The organism is Acidovorax sp. Leaf78, from assembly GCF_001422735.1.
Lineage (GTDB): Bacteria > Pseudomonadota > Gammaproteobacteria > Burkholderiales > Burkholderiaceae_C > Acidovorax.
Genome location: NZ_LMLZ01000024.1, coordinates 225,747 through 241,390, shown reverse-complemented (window position 1 = coordinate 241,390; position 15,644 = coordinate 225,747). Strand labels below are relative to the sequence as shown.

16 protein-coding genes are annotated in these 15,644 nt (G+C 66.3%); 13 read left to right on the top strand and 3 right to left on the bottom strand.

Features of this window, described 5'->3' with window-relative positions:
• Nucleotides 1-234: 234 nt before the first annotated feature.
• Genes ASF16_RS23245 through ASF16_RS23225 form a run of 5 tightly spaced genes read left to right on the top strand, consistent with a single transcriptional unit; the run spans nt 235 to nt 6,519 of the window.
• Complete coding sequence (locus ASF16_RS23245; RefSeq protein WP_056172890.1) at nt 235-1,389, top strand: flagellar biosynthesis protein FlhB; 1,155 nt, start codon at nt 235-237, stop codon at nt 1,387-1,389.
• Nucleotides 1,386-3,467: a flagellar biosynthesis protein FlhA gene (flhA, locus tag ASF16_RS23240; RefSeq protein ID WP_056172887.1), complete on the top strand. Its 2,082-nt coding sequence runs from the start codon at nt 1,386-1,388 to the stop codon at nt 3,465-3,467. Before ASF16_RS23245 ends, flhA begins: the two co-directional genes overlap by 4 nt.
• Nucleotides 3,464-5,011 carry a flagellar biosynthesis protein FlhF gene (gene flhF, locus ASF16_RS23235; protein WP_056172885.1) on the top strand — a complete coding sequence of 516 codons (1,548 nt, stop codon included), beginning with the start codon at nt 3,464-3,466 and terminating at the stop codon, nt 5,009-5,011. Before flhA ends, flhF begins: the two co-directional genes overlap by 4 nt.
• Complete coding sequence (locus ASF16_RS23230; protein ID WP_056172883.1) at nt 5,004-5,801, top strand: hypothetical protein; 798 nt, start codon at nt 5,004-5,006, stop codon at nt 5,799-5,801. Before flhF ends, ASF16_RS23230 begins: the two co-directional genes overlap by 8 nt.
• 4 nt (nt 5,802-5,805) lie before the next feature.
• The gene (locus ASF16_RS23225; protein WP_056172879.1) at nt 5,806-6,519 is read left to right on the top strand and encodes an RNA polymerase sigma factor FliA; all 714 of its coding nucleotides are present in this window, start codon (nt 5,806-5,808) and stop codon (nt 6,517-6,519) included.
• A 271-nt stretch (nt 6,520-6,790) separates the two neighbouring features.
• Here ASF16_RS23225 and ASF16_RS23220 read toward each other — a convergent pair whose 3' ends face one another.
• The 3 genes from ASF16_RS23220 to flgA all read right to left on the bottom strand — a co-directional run bounded on the left by ASF16_RS23220 (nt 6,791) and on the right by flgA (nt 8,431).
• A complete protein-coding gene (locus ASF16_RS23220; RefSeq protein WP_056172878.1) occupies nt 6,791-7,165 on the bottom strand; it encodes a hypothetical protein in 375 nt (124 codons plus the stop codon).
• Between the two features lie 85 nt (nt 7,166-7,250).
• Nucleotides 7,251-7,571 (bottom strand): flagellar biosynthesis anti-sigma factor FlgM, encoded by a 321-nt coding sequence (gene flgM, locus ASF16_RS23215; protein WP_056172875.1) that lies wholly within the window; start codon nt 7,569-7,571, stop codon nt 7,251-7,253.
• 92 nt (nt 7,572-7,663) lie between these two features.
• Nucleotides 7,664-8,431 carry a flagellar basal body P-ring formation chaperone FlgA gene (gene flgA, locus ASF16_RS23210; RefSeq protein WP_056172872.1) on the bottom strand — a complete coding sequence of 256 codons (768 nt, stop codon included), beginning with the start codon at nt 8,429-8,431 and terminating at the stop codon, nt 7,664-7,666.
• A 256-nt stretch (nt 8,432-8,687) separates the two neighbouring features.
• Between flgA and flgB the strand changes: the two genes are divergently transcribed.
• From flgB to ASF16_RS23170, 8 genes are all read left to right on the top strand, one after another.
• Nucleotides 8,688-9,149, top strand: coding sequence for a flagellar basal body rod protein FlgB (gene flgB, locus ASF16_RS23205; protein WP_056172869.1), 462 nt, complete (start codon nt 8,688-8,690; stop codon nt 9,147-9,149).
• A gap of 41 nt (nt 9,150-9,190) precedes the next feature.
• On the top strand, nt 9,191-9,595 hold the full coding sequence (gene flgC, locus ASF16_RS23200) for a flagellar basal body rod protein FlgC (protein WP_056172865.1): 405 nt from the start codon (nt 9,191-9,193) through the stop codon (nt 9,593-9,595).
• 15 nt (nt 9,596-9,610) lie between these two features.
• Nucleotides 9,611-10,270: a flagellar hook assembly protein FlgD gene (locus ASF16_RS23195; RefSeq protein WP_056172862.1), complete on the top strand. Its 660-nt coding sequence runs from the start codon at nt 9,611-9,613 to the stop codon at nt 10,268-10,270.
• Between the two features lie 44 nt (nt 10,271-10,314).
• Nucleotides 10,315-11,595, top strand: coding sequence for a flagellar hook protein FlgE (flgE, locus tag ASF16_RS23190; RefSeq protein ID WP_056172859.1), 1,281 nt, complete (start codon nt 10,315-10,317; stop codon nt 11,593-11,595).
• Nucleotides 11,596-11,654: 59 nt separating this feature from the next.
• Nucleotides 11,655-12,395 (top strand): flagellar basal-body rod protein FlgF, encoded by a 741-nt coding sequence (gene flgF / locus ASF16_RS23185; RefSeq protein ID WP_056172854.1) that lies wholly within the window; start codon nt 11,655-11,657, stop codon nt 12,393-12,395.
• 36 nt (nt 12,396-12,431) lie between these two features.
• Nucleotides 12,432-13,214, top strand: a complete 783-nt coding sequence (gene flgG / locus ASF16_RS23180) for a flagellar basal-body rod protein FlgG (protein WP_056172850.1) — start codon at nt 12,432-12,434, stop codon at nt 13,212-13,214.
• Nucleotides 13,215-13,243: 29 nt separating this feature from the next.
• Nucleotides 13,244-13,933 carry a flagellar basal body L-ring protein FlgH gene (locus tag ASF16_RS23175; protein ID WP_056172847.1) on the top strand — a complete coding sequence of 230 codons (690 nt, stop codon included), beginning with the start codon at nt 13,244-13,246 and terminating at the stop codon, nt 13,931-13,933.
• Nucleotides 13,934-14,357: 424 nt separating this feature from the next.
• Entirely contained in the window at nt 14,358-15,509 is a 1,152-nt protein-coding gene (locus ASF16_RS23170) for a flagellar basal body P-ring protein FlgI (RefSeq protein ID WP_369817191.1), read from the top strand.
• Nucleotides 15,510-15,644: the final 135 nt, after the last annotated feature.

Sequence of the window (15,644 nt, the reverse complement as noted above, 5' to 3'; positions counted from 1 at the left end):
GGCGCCTTCCCCCTGAGGGGGACGCACCCAGTGGCCTGGCAAAGCCAGTTCCACGGGTGCGCTGGCTTCGGGCGCGCCGGTTTCGGAGAGCGTGCGTGTAGCTGGTCGCGCTGGCGCTCAAGGAGCCCTCCAAAGGCCTCGCGGCACGGAAAAGCGGGCATCGACGCCCCCTTATCCACCTTTAGATTTCCGGGTCGCTCACGACAATGGCATGGCACCAGCCGTCATGCCATCATGGAATCCAGCCAAGAAAAAAACCTACCCGCGTCAGAGCGCAAATTGCAAAAAGCGCGCGAAGACGGCCAGGGTGCGCGCTCTCGCGACCTGTCGCACCTGGCGATCCTGGGCGCGGGTGCGGCCTGCATGCTGATGATGGCCCCGGCACTGATGGACCACATGCAGCTGGCCATGAGCCGCCAGCTGGCGTTCGACTCCGCCATCGTGATGGCGCCCGGCACCATGCTCAAGCGCCTGTCGGACATGGTGATGATCGGCCTCATCGCCAGCGCCGTGTTCGCCATCCTCACCAGCAGCGCGGCCCTGATCAGCGCCATCGGCGCAGGCGGCTGGATCATGAGCAGCAAGCCCATCACGCCCCAGTTCAACCGCCTGAACCCGATCTCGGGCCTGGCCAACCTCTTTTCCAAGCAGCAGATGGCCAACGTGGCCAAGATGGTGCTGATGACCGTGATCCTGAGCTACGTGGCCTGGAAGTTCATGGGCAACAGCATCGAGACCGTGGCCATGCTGGTGCTGCAGCCCTCGCCCATCGCCATCCGCCAGCTGGCGGACTGGCTGACCTCGGGCATGAGCCTGCTGCTGCTGGTGGTGTTCCTCGCAGCCCTGATCGACGTGCCGCTGCAGGCGTATTTCTTCAAGTCGCGCCTGAAGATGTCGCACGAGGAAATCAAGCAGGAGCACAAGGAGTCGGACGGCAACCCCCACATCAAGGGCCACATCCGCCAAAAGCAGCGCGAGATCGCCGAGCGCGCCAGCGTCGGCGCCGTGCCCAAGGCCGACTTCGTGGTCATGAACCCCACCCACTATGCCGTGGCGCTCAAGTACGACGAAAAGACCATGAGCGCCCCCCAGGTGATCGCCCGCGGTACCGACCTGATCGCCCTGCGGATCCGCGACGTGGCCAAGGAGCACGAAGTGCCCGTACTGCAGTCCCCCATGCTGGCACGTGCGCTGTATGCCCACGCCGAGCTCGACCAAGCCATCCCCGCCACGCTGTACACCGCCGTGGCGCAGGTGCTGGCCTACGTGTACCGCCTGAAGGCCGCGCTGCGCGGCGAAGGCCGCATGCCCGACAGCCTGGAGGAGCCCTTCGTTCCGCCAGAGCTTGATCCGCTGAACCGCACCACCGTGCAAGGCGCCGCCGTATGAATACCTCTGTAAAGTCTGTCCGACTCTGGGCGGGCAACCACTCGAGCGCCCTTCAAGGCATGTCGGCGCCGCTGCTGGTGGTCGCCATCCTGGCGCTGATGGTGCTCCCGATCCCGCCGTGGCTGCTGGACGCGTTCTTCACGCTGAACATCGCTGTCGCCCTGATGGTGATGATGGTGGCGGCATACATGCTGCGCCCGCTGGACTTCGCGGCATTCCCCGCAGTGTTGCTGCTGACGACGCTGATGCGCCTGTCGCTCAACGTGGCCTCCACCCGGGTCGTGCTCCTGGAAGGCCACACCGGCCCCGGGGCGGCCGGTGCGGTGATCGAGGCCTTCGGCCACTTTCTGATCGGCGGCAATTTTGCCGTGGGCCTGATCGTGTTCGCCATCCTGGTGGTGATCAACTTCGTGGTGATCACCAAGGGCGCGGAGCGCATCGCCGAAGTGTCCGCGCGCTTTGCCCTCGACGCCATGCCGGGCAAGCAGATGGCGGTGGACGCCGACCTGAACGCCGGGATGATCGACGAAAAGGAAGCCAAGCGCCGGCGCGCCGAAGTCGCTGAAGAAGCGAACTTCTTCGGATCCATGGACGGTGCTTCCAAGTTCGTGCGCGGGGACGCCGTCGCCGGCATCCTGATCCTGGTGATCAACATCGTCGGCGGCTTTGCCATCGGCATGCTCCAGCACAACCTGTCGGCCGGGCAGGCCGCCGACAGCTACATCTTGCTGGCGGTGGGCGATGCGCTGGTCGCGCAGATCCCCGGGCTGCTGATCTCGGTGGCCGCCGCGATGGTGATCTCACGCGTGGGCAAGGACCAGGACATGGGCCGCCAGATCGTGGCGCAGCTGTTCATGTCGCCCCGCGTGGTGGGTGTGACGGCCGCCATCTTGCTGCTGCTGGGCATGATCCCCGGCATGCCGCACCTGGTGTTTTTGACCATGGGCGGCATGATGGCCTATGGCGCCTGGCTGCTCTACGAGCGCCAGAAGGCACCGCCCGAGGTCGAGGCCCCGCCCGCCCCTGTAGCCGACGGCGAAGCCACCTGGGACGACCTGCAGCCCGTGGACCTGCTGGGCCTGGAGCTGGGCTACCGCCTGATCAGCCTGGTGGACAAGAGCCGCCAGGGCGACCTGCTCACCCGCATCAAGGGCGTGCGCCGCAAGTTCGCGCAGGAGGTGGGCTTCCTGCCCCCGGCCGTGCACGTGCGCGACAACCTGGAGCTCAAGCCCAGCGGCTACCGCATCACCCTGCGCGGCGTGGTGGTGGGCGAAGGCGAGGCCTTCCCCGGCATGTTCCTGGCCATCAACCCCGGCGGCATCACCACGCCGCTGATCGGCACGCCCACCACGGACCCCGCGTTCGGCCTGCCCGCGCACTGGATCGACGATCGCCAGAAGGAAGCGGCACAAATGGCGGGTTTTACCGTCGTTGATTCCGAAACCGTGATGGCCACCCATTTGTCACACTTGATGCAAGTGCAAGCCGCCAAGCTCCTCAGTCGCACGGAAACGCAGCAACTGGTGGAACACGTGGCGAAACTGGCCCCCAAGCTCATCGAAGAAGTGGTCCCCAAAATGGTCTCCATCGCAACGTTCCAGAAAGTTCTCCAGCTGCTGCTGGAGGAATCTGTGCACATCCGCGATATCCGCACCATCATCGAGACGCTGGCCGAATTCGCCGGTGGCATCAGCGACCCCGTCGAGCTGGCCCGCCGCGTGCGCATTGCGCTGTCGCCCGCCATCGTCCAGCAGATCTACGGCCCGACGCGCGAGCTCAACGTCATCGCCATCGAACCGGGCCTGGAGCGCCTCCTGGTGCAGGCCCTGGGCAACGCCGCTGGCCCGGCCCTGGACCCCGGCGTGGCCGACATCCTGACCCAGAAGGCCGCCGAAGTAGCCCTCAAGCAGGAAGAAATGGGACTGCCAGCGTGCCTGCTGGTGCCCGACCAGATCCGCAATGCCATCTCCCGCCTGGTGCGCCGCGTCGCGCCCCGCCTGCAGGTGTTGGCGCACAGTGAAATCCCCGAGACCCACACCATCCGCATTGGGCCGATCCTTAGAGGTGCATCAGCATGAACATCAAACGCTTTACCGCCCCCACATCCCGGGAAGCTCTGGCCAAAGCGCGCATGGCCTTCGGGGACGGCACACTCATTTTGTCCAACCGCCCCACGGCCAACGGCGTCGAGGTGGTGGCCACGGCGGAAGACACGCTCTCGGCCCTGGACGGCAGCGGTGCGGGCGGCGGCTCGTCGCAGTCCGCCAACCCGCCCCTGCTGGCCCCCACGCCGGCCCGCAGCGCACCGCAGCGCGCCAGCCAAGGCCAGAGCCAAAACCACAACAACCAGGCCGCCATGGCAGCCCTGTCGGCTCTGAACCGCAACCCGGTGGAAGAAGACACCGAGCAGCTGGCGATGAGCACGCTGTCGTTCCAGGACTACGTGCGCGAACGCATGCTGCGCCGCCGCCATGAAGCCATGAACGGCCCGTCGGACCCGCCCACGCTGTCCGAGCGCAGCCGCGACGAAGCGCCCGAGCGCGAGCGCATCGCCAGCGCACCGGCCGTGGTGCGCCACAACCCGCTGCGCTCCATCCCGATGGACCTGCCGCCCGAGCAGCCCCGCCGTCGGCCAGAGCCCGCGGTGAGCCACGCCGTGCAGTCCGCCGCCAACCAGCAAAGCGTGATGTCCGAGCTGCACGCGATGAAGGACCTGATCGAAGACCGCTTCAACACGCTGGCGTGGCTGGGGCAGGCGCGCCAGAACCCCATCCAGTCCAACCTGATGCTCAAGATGATCCGCGGCGGCTACTCGCCCTCGCTGGCCCGCGCGGTGCTGGAACGCATGCCTGAAGAGCTGTCGGCCGCCGAGTCGGTGCGTTGGCTGATGGAAGTGCTGGAGCGCAACCTCAAGACCGACCTGGCCGAAGCCCCGCTGTACGAGCAGGGCGGCATCTTCGCGCTGGTAGGCTCCACCGGCGTGGGCAAGACCACCACCACCGCCAAGCTGGCGGCCATGTGCGCCCGCATCCACGGCCCCGGCAGCGTGGGCCTGATCACGCTGGACACCTACCGCGTCGGTGCCCACGAACAGCTGCGCACCTACGGCCGCATGCTGGGCATCGTGGCCCACCTGGCCCACGACCGCGCCGCGCTGCAGGACCTGCTGGGCCTGCTGTCCGGCAAGAAGATGGTGCTCATCGACACCACCGGCGTCGCCCCGCGCGACCCGCGCAAGCGCGACATGCTCGACGTGCTGGACCTGCCGCACGTCAACCGCCTGCTGGTGCTCAACGCCGGCTGCCATGGCGACACGCTGGACGACGTGCTCACCGCCTTCAAGACCGACGGCTCGCAGCAGGCCATCCTGTCCAAGGTGGACGAAGCCGTCAAACTCGGCCCCGCGATCGACGCGCTGATCCGCCACCAGATGGTGCTGCGCGGCGTGACCAACGGCCAGCGCGTGCCCGAAGACTGGGAGCGCGCCGATGCGCACAAGCTCATCAACACCTCGATGCGCGCTCCGGTGAAGTCGGCGTTCGACCCCAAGGCCAGCGACCTGAACTTCTTCTTCTCGCACTCGCCAGACGGCATCAACGAGCGAGGGATGGTCGATGCTTGATATCGGATTTCACCAAGGCGCCAGCCTGCACAGCTTCACGCCGCAGTCCGAACTGCGCGTGGTGGCGGTCGCCAGCCAGGACAACGCCGGCACGGGCCTCGAAGCGCTGTGGCAGGTCTGCGCCATCCTGCAGCGCCTGGGACACCCGGTCGTGGTGCTGGACGGCACCGCGCAGGAGACCGACGACAGCCCCGGTTTGCTGCACCTGCTGCAGCAGGCGCCGTGGAACGACGGCGCGCACCTGAACATGGGCGCTGCGGCCTCGTCGCTGGCCGTGATCCCCGCCGCGCGGGGACTGCAGCTCACCACCCGCCGCGCGCTGGCGCAGGACACACCGCCGCTGCAGGGCCTGCTGCCCTACTTCAGGACCTACGGCCTGATGGTGCTGCACGCGCCCGCGTCCACGCTGGGGCCCTTGCTCACGCACACGGCGACCATTCCGCTCGTCGTGATGGGCAACGATGCCGCAGGCGTGCTCAAGAGTTACAAGAGCTTGAAGCAGATTGCGCTGCACACCGGCCTGCCCTGCATGGTGGCCGGCCTGCTGCACGGCAACACCGCTGCCGAGCGCCGAAAGACCCAGGGCGCCCTGCAAACCCTGCAGGAGTGCGCCGAACAGCACCTGGTCGGCCCCGTGCGCACGACGACCATCGCCACGCAAAACCCGCAGGACCTGCAGCGCCTGGCCTTGCAACTGCTGGAAAATGCGGGCACTATCAGTGAATCGATGACGGCTCTCCCCACCCACAATCTGACAGGTGCGCCTGTCCATTTTGCCCGGAGCCACTGATCTGATGTACACCGCCAAAGGCCAGCTCGATCGTGACGCGATGATCCGCCAGCATGTTCCGCTGGTTCGCAGGATCGCGCACCACATGATCGCCAAGCTGCCCCCCAATGTGGAGCTGGACGACTTGATCCAGGTCGGCATGATGGGCCTGGCGGAGGCGCTGTCGCGCTATGAAGTGGCGCAGGGTGTGCAGTTCGAGACCTTTGCCACCCAGCGCATCCGTGGCGCCATGCTCGACGAGCTGCGCGAGGGCGACTGGATGAGCCGCAGCTCGCGCAAGAGCCAGAAAGACATCGAGCACGCCGTGCACCGCCTGGAGCAAAAGCTCGGCCGCAGCCCGCTCGAATCCGAGATCGCCGACGAAATGGGCATGGAGCTGTCCGACTATCAGAGCTTGCTGGGTAAGGTGCGCGGCACCCAGCTGGTGTATCTGGAGGACATGACCCACAACGAGGACGACGACGGTTTCCTCGACCGCCACGTCGCGGACGGTGACGCCGACCCGATGGAGATGCTGCGCGACCAGCGGCTCAAGGTGTCCCTGGTCAACGCCATCAAGAGCCTGCCCGAGCGCGAGCAGCACATCATGGGCATGTACTACGAGCACGACATGAATCTCAAGGAGATCGCGGCCGTGCTGGGCGTCACGGAATCCCGGGTGTGCCAGCTGCACAGCCAGTCCATCGCCCGCTTGCGGGCGAAAATGCGGGCGCACTAGCGCTCCCCCTGAGCGGCTGCGCCGCTTCCCCCTGAGGGGGACGCCACCCCTGGACTGGCGGAGCCAGATCCACGGTGGCACTGGTATGGGGCTGCGACCGTTTCGACGGGCATTGCTCAAGGCTAACTCCCGACGTACTGACCCGCTTTCGCCATCGCTTCTGCTATCGATAGGATAGCTGCTTGCGCTTGGCTGACGGCAGATCGAGCCGGTTTATCCATTCCAACCCAGGCGAGGCAAGCGTCAGCAGCTATCTTTTTTGAGTTGCGACTCAACCCGCCGACTTGTAGATGCGGGCCACGCCGGGCTTGCCGGGCTGGGTGCCGCGGCCATCGCCGTAGGTGGCGGGGGTGCCGGACTGAGGGATGAGGCTGGCGACCTGGCGGTCGGCGTTGGCGGACAAGCGGGCCAGGCCTTCGCGGTGGTTGGCCAGCGCGTCGCGGATGGCATCCACCCGCTGTTGCAGCTGTGCGGGCACGGGGAGCCCGCGCTGCGCCGTCTGCTCCAGCGCATAGGTGAACTGCGCCGCAGCATCGCGCAGGGCGATGCTGTTCTTTTCCAGGATTTGGGGATCGGCCGCAAGCAGCGCGGCGGAGACTTTTTCGATCAGCTGTTCAACAGCCGAGAGGGATTCTTCCAGCGACATGGCGCATTGTGCGATGAACCGTGCTGGTCTGCCAAGGAAAGTTCAGGACTCGAGAAACGCGCGGTCTGTCCGATAACAAGTCAGGTCAGCCGCGTGAGCGGGACAGGATTTCCTGGGCGTTGGTGAGCATCTTGTCGGCAATGGCTTCGGCGTTCACCGAGAAGGTGCCTTTGTCGATCGCCGCGCGCACGGCTTTGACCTTGCCGGCGTCGAAGTCGCCCGTGGTGCGGGCCGTCTGGTCCAGGGCGCGGGCCGCGGTCGACACCGTGACAGGCACACCGGCGGCTGACGCCTTCAGCGCGTCTTTCGTGGCTCCTTCAGCAGCCGTGGCAGGGCTCTTGGCTTGCTTGGCAAGCGCTGCCTGCGGCAACCCGCCCGGGAGTTCCGGTTTTTGACCAATCTTCATCGCTCTCTCCACCACCCCTTCGATGTGGGGCACAGTAGCAATGGTTTCGACCCATTTGACGGGGACTTTAGCGATTTATCGCAGTCCGGTCATCAAAGAGTGACGTCGATTGTCCCGTTTTCGCTCACAGTGCCGCTAACGATGCGGCCATTGTCCATTCGGATGCGGACAATCTGGCCTGCAGCACCTGAAGACATCGCCTGCCCAGCGGAGGTGACCGCGTAGCCCGGCCCCTGCGCCACCACCTTGACCTGGGCCCCGGCACGGAAGAGGTTGGGCGCGCGCACCATGCTCTGGCGCAGCGCCTGTCCGGGCACCAGTTGGCGCGCCGCAATCTGTCCTACCCACATTTCCGGGTTGGCCATGACGGCGGCAGATTCTGCTGCCCAGTCGACCTCCGACTCGGTGGCGTCGGCGGCGGTCAGGACGGCCCCCGGTGCGACGGCGCTGGTCAGCACCCAGGCAGGGCCGAACGCCTTGACCGTGACCGGAAGGTACACGTTCCAGGCGGTCTGCCCCTCTACGCAGCGCAGCCCCAGGCGGGTGCGGCCCCACAGCCGCGAACCCACCGGCAAGTAAGGCTCGACCCGCGCACAGGGCGCCAGCCGCAGGCGCGAATCCAGAGAGCCCACGCTCACTTCCATGCGCAGCGGCAAGCCCGAAGACTGGTTGCGCGTGAGGGCATCGTCCAGCCAGCGCTGGGTCAGCGGCCCCAGGTCCGCCGCAGGGTCCGCAGCGGCCTGGGCGCGCGCGGAGCCCATGGTGCACAGCGCCGCGCCCAGCAGCAGCGCGGCCGTCAGGGCACGGCGGGTGGCGGCACGGGGAGCGGAGAAGGAACGAGGGAACGAGATCGATGGCATGGGGCCTCCTGGGGCATCGCGGGGCGGGTTCGCAAGTCGTCGCACGTCGTCGAGTCGTCGCGGGTCTTCCCGCACAGGGCGGCAAAGACTATTTCACGACTGGAACTATAGGCAGGCCCGGCCCGGGCAAAACCCGAAACTGCGCGCCCATTTCCGCGTTCTTCGCGCTTTAGAAAAAAGCCACGCTCTCCACAATCGAGCCACGCCGGAAAACCCCCTGGACCGGCGTCTTTGCACTCCAGGGCACGAGGCAAACATGCTCGACAAGATGACCAACCGGCTGGACTTCCACGGCAACGCACTGATCCTGCGTTCCGAGCGCCAGCGTGCCATCGCCAGCAACATTGCGAACTCGGACACCCCCGGCTACGTGGCGCGCGACTTCAAGTTCAGCGAAGCGCTGAAAGAGGCCACGGGCGAGAGCAGCACGGGCACCGGCTCGGGCTTCACCACCAAGCTGACCGCGGGTTCCGTGGGTACGGCCGGCACCACCGACGCGCGCCACATGCCCCTGCCCACCAGCCGCATGAGCGGCGAGCTGGGCGCCAAGGGCTCGCTGGGCTATTCGGTGCAGACCCAGCCCGCCCTGGACAACAACACGGTCGACCTGGACCGCGAACGCGCCAATTTCGTCGACAACGCCGTGCGCTACGAAGCCACGCTGCGGTTCATCAACGGCAACGCCAAAACCATGCTCAGCGCCATCCAGGGCCAATAAGCAAAACGCCCCCGCATCGAGCGCAGAAAGCGAGTCACCCCATGTCCATGTTCTCCATCTTCAATGTGTCGGGCAGCGCCATCAGTGCGCAGTCGCAGCGGCTCAACGTGGTGGCCAGCAACCTGGCCAACGTCGATGCCGTGGCCGGCCCCGATGGCAAGGCCTACAAGGCACGCCAGGTGATGTTCCAGACCGAGCCCATGGGCGCGGAAAGCTCTGCCGGCGTGCGCGTGACGGGCATCAACGAAAGCAACACGCCAGGCCGCAAGGTGCACGACCCCAGCCACCCGTCCGCCGACGAGCAGGGCTACGTCACGCATTCCAACGTCAACGCGGTGGAGGAGATGGTCAACATGATCTCCGCCTCGCGCTCTTACCAAAACAACGTCGAGGTCATGAACACGGCCAAGTCGCTGCTCCTCAAGACCCTGCAGATGGGCCAGTAACTCAAGGACCTCACCATGATCCTCAACTCCACCACCAGCGCGCCCACCGTCACCGACGCCACCGGCGGCACCAAGGCCAACGCCGCCACGGACCCCGCAGCCGCGCAGGACCGGTTCTTGAAGCTGCTCGTCGCGCAGCTGAACAACCAGGACCCGATGAACCCGCTGGACAACGCCCAGATGACCTCGCAGATCGCGCAGATCAACACGGTCACCGGCATCCAGCAGCTCAACCAGACCATGCAGAGCATGTCCGAGCAGTTCAACTCGCTGCAGGTCATGCAGGGCACCACGCTGATCGGGCGCAACGTGCTGACCGAAGGCGCCTCCATCGCGGTGGCCGACAAGGTCGGCAAGGGCGGTTTCGAGCTGCCGTCGGCGGCCACGAACGTGAAGATCGAGGTCACCACCGCCGGTGGCCAGGTGGTGGACACGATCGACCTGGGCGCCAAGGGCGCAGGCCGCCACACCTTCGAGTGGGATGCCAGCAAATACACCGGCGCCACCGATGCGCTGCAGTTCCGCGTCAGCGCCGTCAACGGCTCGGCCAAGCTGTCGAGCACGCCGCTGGCCCTGTCCAAGGTCACCGCCGCGGGCGCCGAGGACGGCCAGCTCCAGCTGACCCTGTCCAACGGCAAGACCATCAGCTACAGCCAGATCAAGGCCCTGGTGTAACGCCGGCCCGCCCCCCCTTTTCTTCGCGTCCATAGGAGAACACCATGAGTTTTCAGCAAGGCCTGTCGGGCTTGAATGCCGCCAGCAAAAATCTCGATGTCATCGGGCACAACATCGCCAACTCCAACACCGTGGGCTTCAAGGCCTCGCGGGCCGAGTTCGCTGAGATGGTGGCCTCGGCCATCGGCTCGGCTGGCGGTACCAACGCCGGCATCGGTGTGGAAGTCGCTGCGGTGTCGCAGCAGTTCACGCAGGGCAACCTCACCATCACCGGCAACAGCCTCGATGTGGCCATCAACGGCAACGGCTTCTTCTCGCTGACCATGCCCGATGGCACGCCTGCCTACACCCGCTCCGGCAACTTCAAGCTGGACAAGGAAGGCAACATGATCACCAACGACAACGCCAAGGTGATGGGCTTTCCGGTGGACCCGGCCACGGGCCTGCGGTCGGGCACCGACCCGATCCCGATGGTGTTCCCGACGACCGAACCCATCCCTGCCAAGCAGACCACCAAGATCACGGCAGCGTTCAACCTGGACGCACGCGCCACCGACGCAGCAGGCAACCCCACGGCCACGCCGCCCGTGCCCGCCACGCCGCGCGCCACCTACGGCACCTCGATCAACGTGTACGACAGTCAGGGCGTTGCCAAGCCGGTCAACCTGTACTTCCAGAAGACCGCCACCGCCAACACCTGGGACGTGTACGACGCGCTGGACGACCCCACCGCCACGCCGCCCGTGGTGGCCACGGCCATCGGCCAGATCACCTTCGACAACAACGGCGCCATAGTCGGCCCGGCCGCCACGCCGCCTGCCACCGGCTTTTCGCTGCCGCTGACCGTCAACCCGACGCCCCCGAACCCCAACAACCTGACGCCCTACACGGTGGATGTGGCGCTGGACAAGGTGACGCAGTTCGGCCAGAAGTTCTCGGTGTCCACCCTGAGCCAGGACGGCTACACCTCCGGCGAGCTGACCGGCATCAACATCGAGAACAACGGGATGATCATGACCCGTTACTCGAACGGCGTGACCCGTGCCGAAGGCCAGGTCGCCCTGTCGAGCTTTCGCAACACGCAGGGCCTGGCCTCGGTGGGCGGCAACAACTGGGTGGCCACGTTCGAATCCGGCCAGCCGGTGGTGGGCACCGCCACCGATGGCAACTTCGGCTCGCTGCGCTCGGGCGCGCTGGAAGACTCCAACGTCGACCTGACCGCCGAACTCGTGAACATGATGACCGCGCAGCGCGCCTACCAGGCCAACGCGCAGACGATCAAGACGCAAGACCAGGTGATGTCCACCCTGGTGAATTTGCGCTGATCGACCTGATCGACCTGATCACACGCCACTGACCCTGCACTGGACTTCGGAAAGCACTTATGGACCGCATCATCTACACCTCGATGACAGGCGCCAACGCGGCCGCCCACCGGCAGGCCGTGCTGTCCAACAACTTGGCCAACGCGTCCACCCAGGGCTTTCGCGCGGAGATGTCGACCTTCCGCTCGGTGCCCATGCAGGGCGATGGCTCCAAGACCCGCGTCTTCGCGCTCGAAGCCACCTCGGGCTACGTGAACACGCCCGGCCCGGTGCAGCGCACCGGCCGCAATCTCGACGCCATGGCCGCCGGCAATGCATGGTTTGCCGTGCAGGGCCTGGACGGCACGGAGGCCTATACCCGTGCGGGCACCTTTGAAGTGTCGGCCGCCGGCCAGCTGATGACCCCTACGGGCCTGCCCGTGCTGTCCGACGGCGGCGCACCCATCGACGTGCCGCCGGGTGCCGAGGTTTCGCTGGGCGGCGACGGCACCATCACCGCCAAGATCCCGGGCCAGGCCGCGCAGAACATCGGCCGCCTCAAGCTCGCCACGCCCGCACAGGAAGACCCGCTCAAGCGCAGCGACGATGGCCTGTTTCGCACCACGTCGGGCGACCCCATGCCCAACGATGCCAACGCCCGCATGCTGTCCGGCGCAGTGGAAGGCTCCAACGTGAACCCGGTGGAAAGCATGGTCGGAATGATTGCCGCATCGCGCCAGTTCGAGCAGCAGATGCGCCTGCTGCAGACCGCCGAGACCAATGACAAGACCGCCAGCCAGTTGCTGAGCATGAACGGCTGAAGCGGATCGCACGCTGACACGCCATAAGGAAGCACCATGATCAACTCCCTCTGGATCGCCAAGACCGGCATGTCTGCCCAGCAGACCCAGCTCGACGTCGTCTCGCACAACCTGGCCAACGTCTCCACCACCGGCTACAAGCGCAACAACGCGGTGTTCGAAGATCTGATCTATCAGAACCTGCGCCAGGTGGGCGCTGCCACCACCGAGCAGAACCAGCTGCCCACCGGCCTGCACCTGGGCCTGGGTGTGCGCACCGTGGCCACCAGCCGCAACTTCGTGCAGGGCAGCCTGCAGGAGTCGAAGAACAACCTGGATGTGGCCATCAACGGCAACGGCTTCTTTGAAGTGACCATGCCCGACGGCACGCTGGGCTACACCCGCGACGGCTCGTTCCAGGTCGATGCGCAAGGCCGCATGGTCACCTCCAGCGGCCTGCCCGTGGCCAACGGAATCACCGTGCCCGCCAACGCCACCAGCGTGACCATCAGCGCCGACGGCGTGGTGTCTGCCACAGTGCAGGGCAACACCCAGCCCCAGCCCCTGGGCAACCTGGCGATGGCCGCGTTCATCAACCCGGCGGGCCTGGAGCCCATCGGCCAGAACCTGTTCAAGGAATCCGCCGCGTCCGGCCAGCCCCAGCAGGGCACGCCCGGCACCAACGGCCTGGGCATCCTGAAGCAGGGTTTTCTGGAAGCTTCCAACGTGAACGTGGTGGAAGAGCTGGTCACCATGATCCAGACCCAGCGCGCCTACGAAATGAATTCCAAGGCCATCCAGACCTCCGACCAGATGCTGGCCAAGCTCGCACAGCTGTGACGATGACGATGACGACAGGAGCCTTTGCCATGCTGCAGTTCAACCGCTTTCTCGCCCTGCCTGCAGCCCTCGGCGCGCTGGTGCTCACCGGCTGCGCCACCATGTCGCCGCCCCCGCCCGTGGACATTTTGCCCACCACGCCGCCGCCCATCGCCGCAGTGCAGCGCACACCGCCACCGGTGACCGGCAGCCTGTTCCACAACGCCAGCTACCGGCCTGCGTTCGAAGACCGCCGTGCACGCCTGGTGGGCGACAACGTGACGATCATGATCGTGGAGAACGTGACGGCCAGCCAGAAGTCCACATCCACCGTGGACCGCACCTCCAACGCCAAGGCCGGCATCACCAACCTGCCCTTCGTGAAGAAGTCGCTCAGCGACGTCACCACGCTGGGCGCGGGCTCGGAAAACACCTTCTCCGGCAAGGGCGGCACCGAAAGCGCCAACACCTTCACCGGCTCGATCACCGCCACCGTGGTGGACGTGCTGCCCAACGGCCACCTGGTCGTGACGGGTGAAAAGCAGATCGGCGTGAACCAGAACGTGGACGTGCTGCGCTTCTCGGGCACCATCGATCCGCGCGCCCTGCAGCCCGGCAGCATCGTGAATTCCACCCAGGTGGCCAACGTGCGCGTCGAATCGCGCGGCCGCGGGGCGCAGAACGAAGCCCAGGCCATGGGGTGGATGAACCGGATCTTCAATACCGTCACGCCGTTCTAGAGTTTCACCCCCTGAGGCGCTGCGCGCCTTCCCCCTCTCTCTACGCGCTGCGCGCTACGGGGAGGGGGACGCCGCCAGCGCGGCGGGGCGGCCCTTGCGCGGCGGCCCTCGCCTGGGGCGCGCCAGTTTTTACGGGGGCGGGCTCGGGATGCGCCGGGACTCCAAATACCGGGGGCATGAGACTTTGTACGTCTGGGGGCTGTGGTGCTCCCTCGCCGTCATTGCTACATAATTTATAGCTGCTAACGCTTACCTATCAAGCGGTAGATGCTGTTTTGAATCATATTTTTCCCCGTAGCGCGGCACCAGCGTCTGCCTGGTTTTCTGCGCGCCACTGGCCGCGCCCCACCCGCCCGGGAACGCACGCAATAAGCCGGTGAACCGGCTTCTTTTTGGGTTTTAGTTCTTGGCGGGGCCGACCACAATCGATGCCATGAAAGCCTTGTCCCACTCCTTCCTGCCACGCACTTCGCGCGCTCTCTGGCTGCTGCTGGCCCTGGTGGCCGCTGGGGTGGCGCTGCCCGCCCATGCGTTGCGCATCAAGGAAGTGGCTGCGGTGCAAGGCGTGCGCAGCAACCAGTTGACGGGCTACGGCCTGATCGTGGGCCTGGACGGCACCGGCGACCAGACCACGCAGATGCCCTACACCACGCAGGCGATGTCGAACTACCTGCAGCAGATGGGCATCAGCCTGCCGCCCGGCGCGGCCAACCAGCTGCAGCTCAAGAACGTGGCGGCCGTGATCGTCACGGCGCAGCTTCCGGCCTTTGCGCAGCCCGGGCAGATGATCGACATCAACGTGTCCTCCATGGGCAATGCCAAGTCGCTCAAGGGCGGCACGCTGATCGTCACGCCCCTGCGCGGTGCCGATGGCGAGATCTACGCACTGGCCCAGGGCAACGTGGTGGTCGGTGGCGCAGGCGCCTCCGCCGGCGGCAGCAAGGTCCAGATCAACCACCTGAGCGCTGGCCGCGTGCCGCAGGGCGCACAGGTCGAGCGGGCCGTGCCCACCCCCCTGAACGAAGGCGCCACCATCAACCTGGGGCTCAATGCCTCCGACTTCCAGGTGGCGCGCCGCGTGGCGCAGGCCATCAACGGCAAGCTGGGCAACGGCCTGGCCACGGCGCTCGACGGCCGCACCGTGCAGGTCCGCGCGCCCATCGACCCGGGTGCCCGCGTCGGCTTCATCGCCGACCTGGAAGAGCTGCAGCTCGAAGCCATGACACCGGCCGCCAAGGTGGTCATCAATGCCCGCACCGGATCGGTGGTGCTCAACCAGGCGGTCACGCTGGGCCCGTGTGCCATCGCACACGGCAACCTGTCGATCACCATCAGCTCCACCCCGGTCATCAGCCAGCCCAATCCGCTCTCGCAAGGGCAGACCGTGGTGGCGCAGCAAAGCGACATCCGCATCAACCAGGAGCCGGGCAACATCATCCAGATGCCGTCGTCGCCCCAGTTGGCGGACGTGGTCAAGGCGCTCAACTCGCTGGGCGCCACGCCCGGCGACCTGCTGGCCATCCTGCAGGCCATCAAGGCCGCGGGCGCCCTGAACGCCGAACTGGAAGTGATTTGACATGAAGCACCCCCTGAGTCGCTTCGCGCCTTCCCCCTCTCCTTCGGGATGGGGACGCACCCGGTGGCCTGGCAAAGCCAGTTCCACGGGTGCACTGGCCTGCGCCGCGCCCGATTCACGGCCAGTGGGTAGCCC

Excerpts from the sequence above, each read along its gene's own strand:
- flgA (WP_056172872.1), bottom strand. The coding sequence starts at position 8,431 with ATGCCATCGATCTCGTTCCCTCGTTCCTTCTCCGCTCCCCGTGCCGCC.
- flhF (WP_056172885.1), top strand. The coding sequence starts at position 3,464 with ATGAACATCAAACGCTTTACCGCCCCCACATCCCGGGAAGCTCTGGCC.
- ASF16_RS23195 (WP_056172862.1), top strand. The coding sequence starts at position 9,611 with ATGATCCTCAACTCCACCACCAGCGCGCCCACCGTCACCGACGCCACC.
- ASF16_RS23245 (WP_056172890.1), top strand. The coding sequence starts at position 235 with ATGGAATCCAGCCAAGAAAAAAACCTACCCGCGTCAGAGCGCAAATTG.
- ASF16_RS23230 (WP_056172883.1), top strand. The coding sequence starts at position 5,004 with ATGCTTGATATCGGATTTCACCAAGGCGCCAGCCTGCACAGCTTCACG.
- flgM (WP_056172875.1), bottom strand. The coding sequence starts at position 7,571 with ATGAAGATTGGTCAAAAACCGGAACTCCCGGGCGGGTTGCCGCAGGCA.
- flgB (WP_056172869.1), top strand. The coding sequence starts at position 8,688 with ATGCTCGACAAGATGACCAACCGGCTGGACTTCCACGGCAACGCACTG.
- flgE (WP_056172859.1), top strand. The coding sequence starts at position 10,315 with ATGAGTTTTCAGCAAGGCCTGTCGGGCTTGAATGCCGCCAGCAAAAAT.
- ASF16_RS23225 (WP_056172879.1), top strand. The coding sequence starts at position 5,806 with ATGTACACCGCCAAAGGCCAGCTCGATCGTGACGCGATGATCCGCCAG.
- ASF16_RS23175 (WP_056172847.1), top strand. The coding sequence starts at position 13,244 with ATGCTGCAGTTCAACCGCTTTCTCGCCCTGCCTGCAGCCCTCGGCGCG.
- flgC (WP_056172865.1), top strand. The coding sequence starts at position 9,191 with ATGTCCATGTTCTCCATCTTCAATGTGTCGGGCAGCGCCATCAGTGCG.
- flhA (WP_056172887.1), top strand. The coding sequence starts at position 1,386 with ATGAATACCTCTGTAAAGTCTGTCCGACTCTGGGCGGGCAACCACTCG.
- flgG (WP_056172850.1), top strand. The coding sequence starts at position 12,432 with ATGATCAACTCCCTCTGGATCGCCAAGACCGGCATGTCTGCCCAGCAG.
- flgF (WP_056172854.1), top strand. The coding sequence starts at position 11,655 with ATGGACCGCATCATCTACACCTCGATGACAGGCGCCAACGCGGCCGCC.
- ASF16_RS23220 (WP_056172878.1), bottom strand. The coding sequence starts at position 7,165 with ATGTCGCTGGAAGAATCCCTCTCGGCTGTTGAACAGCTGATCGAAAAA.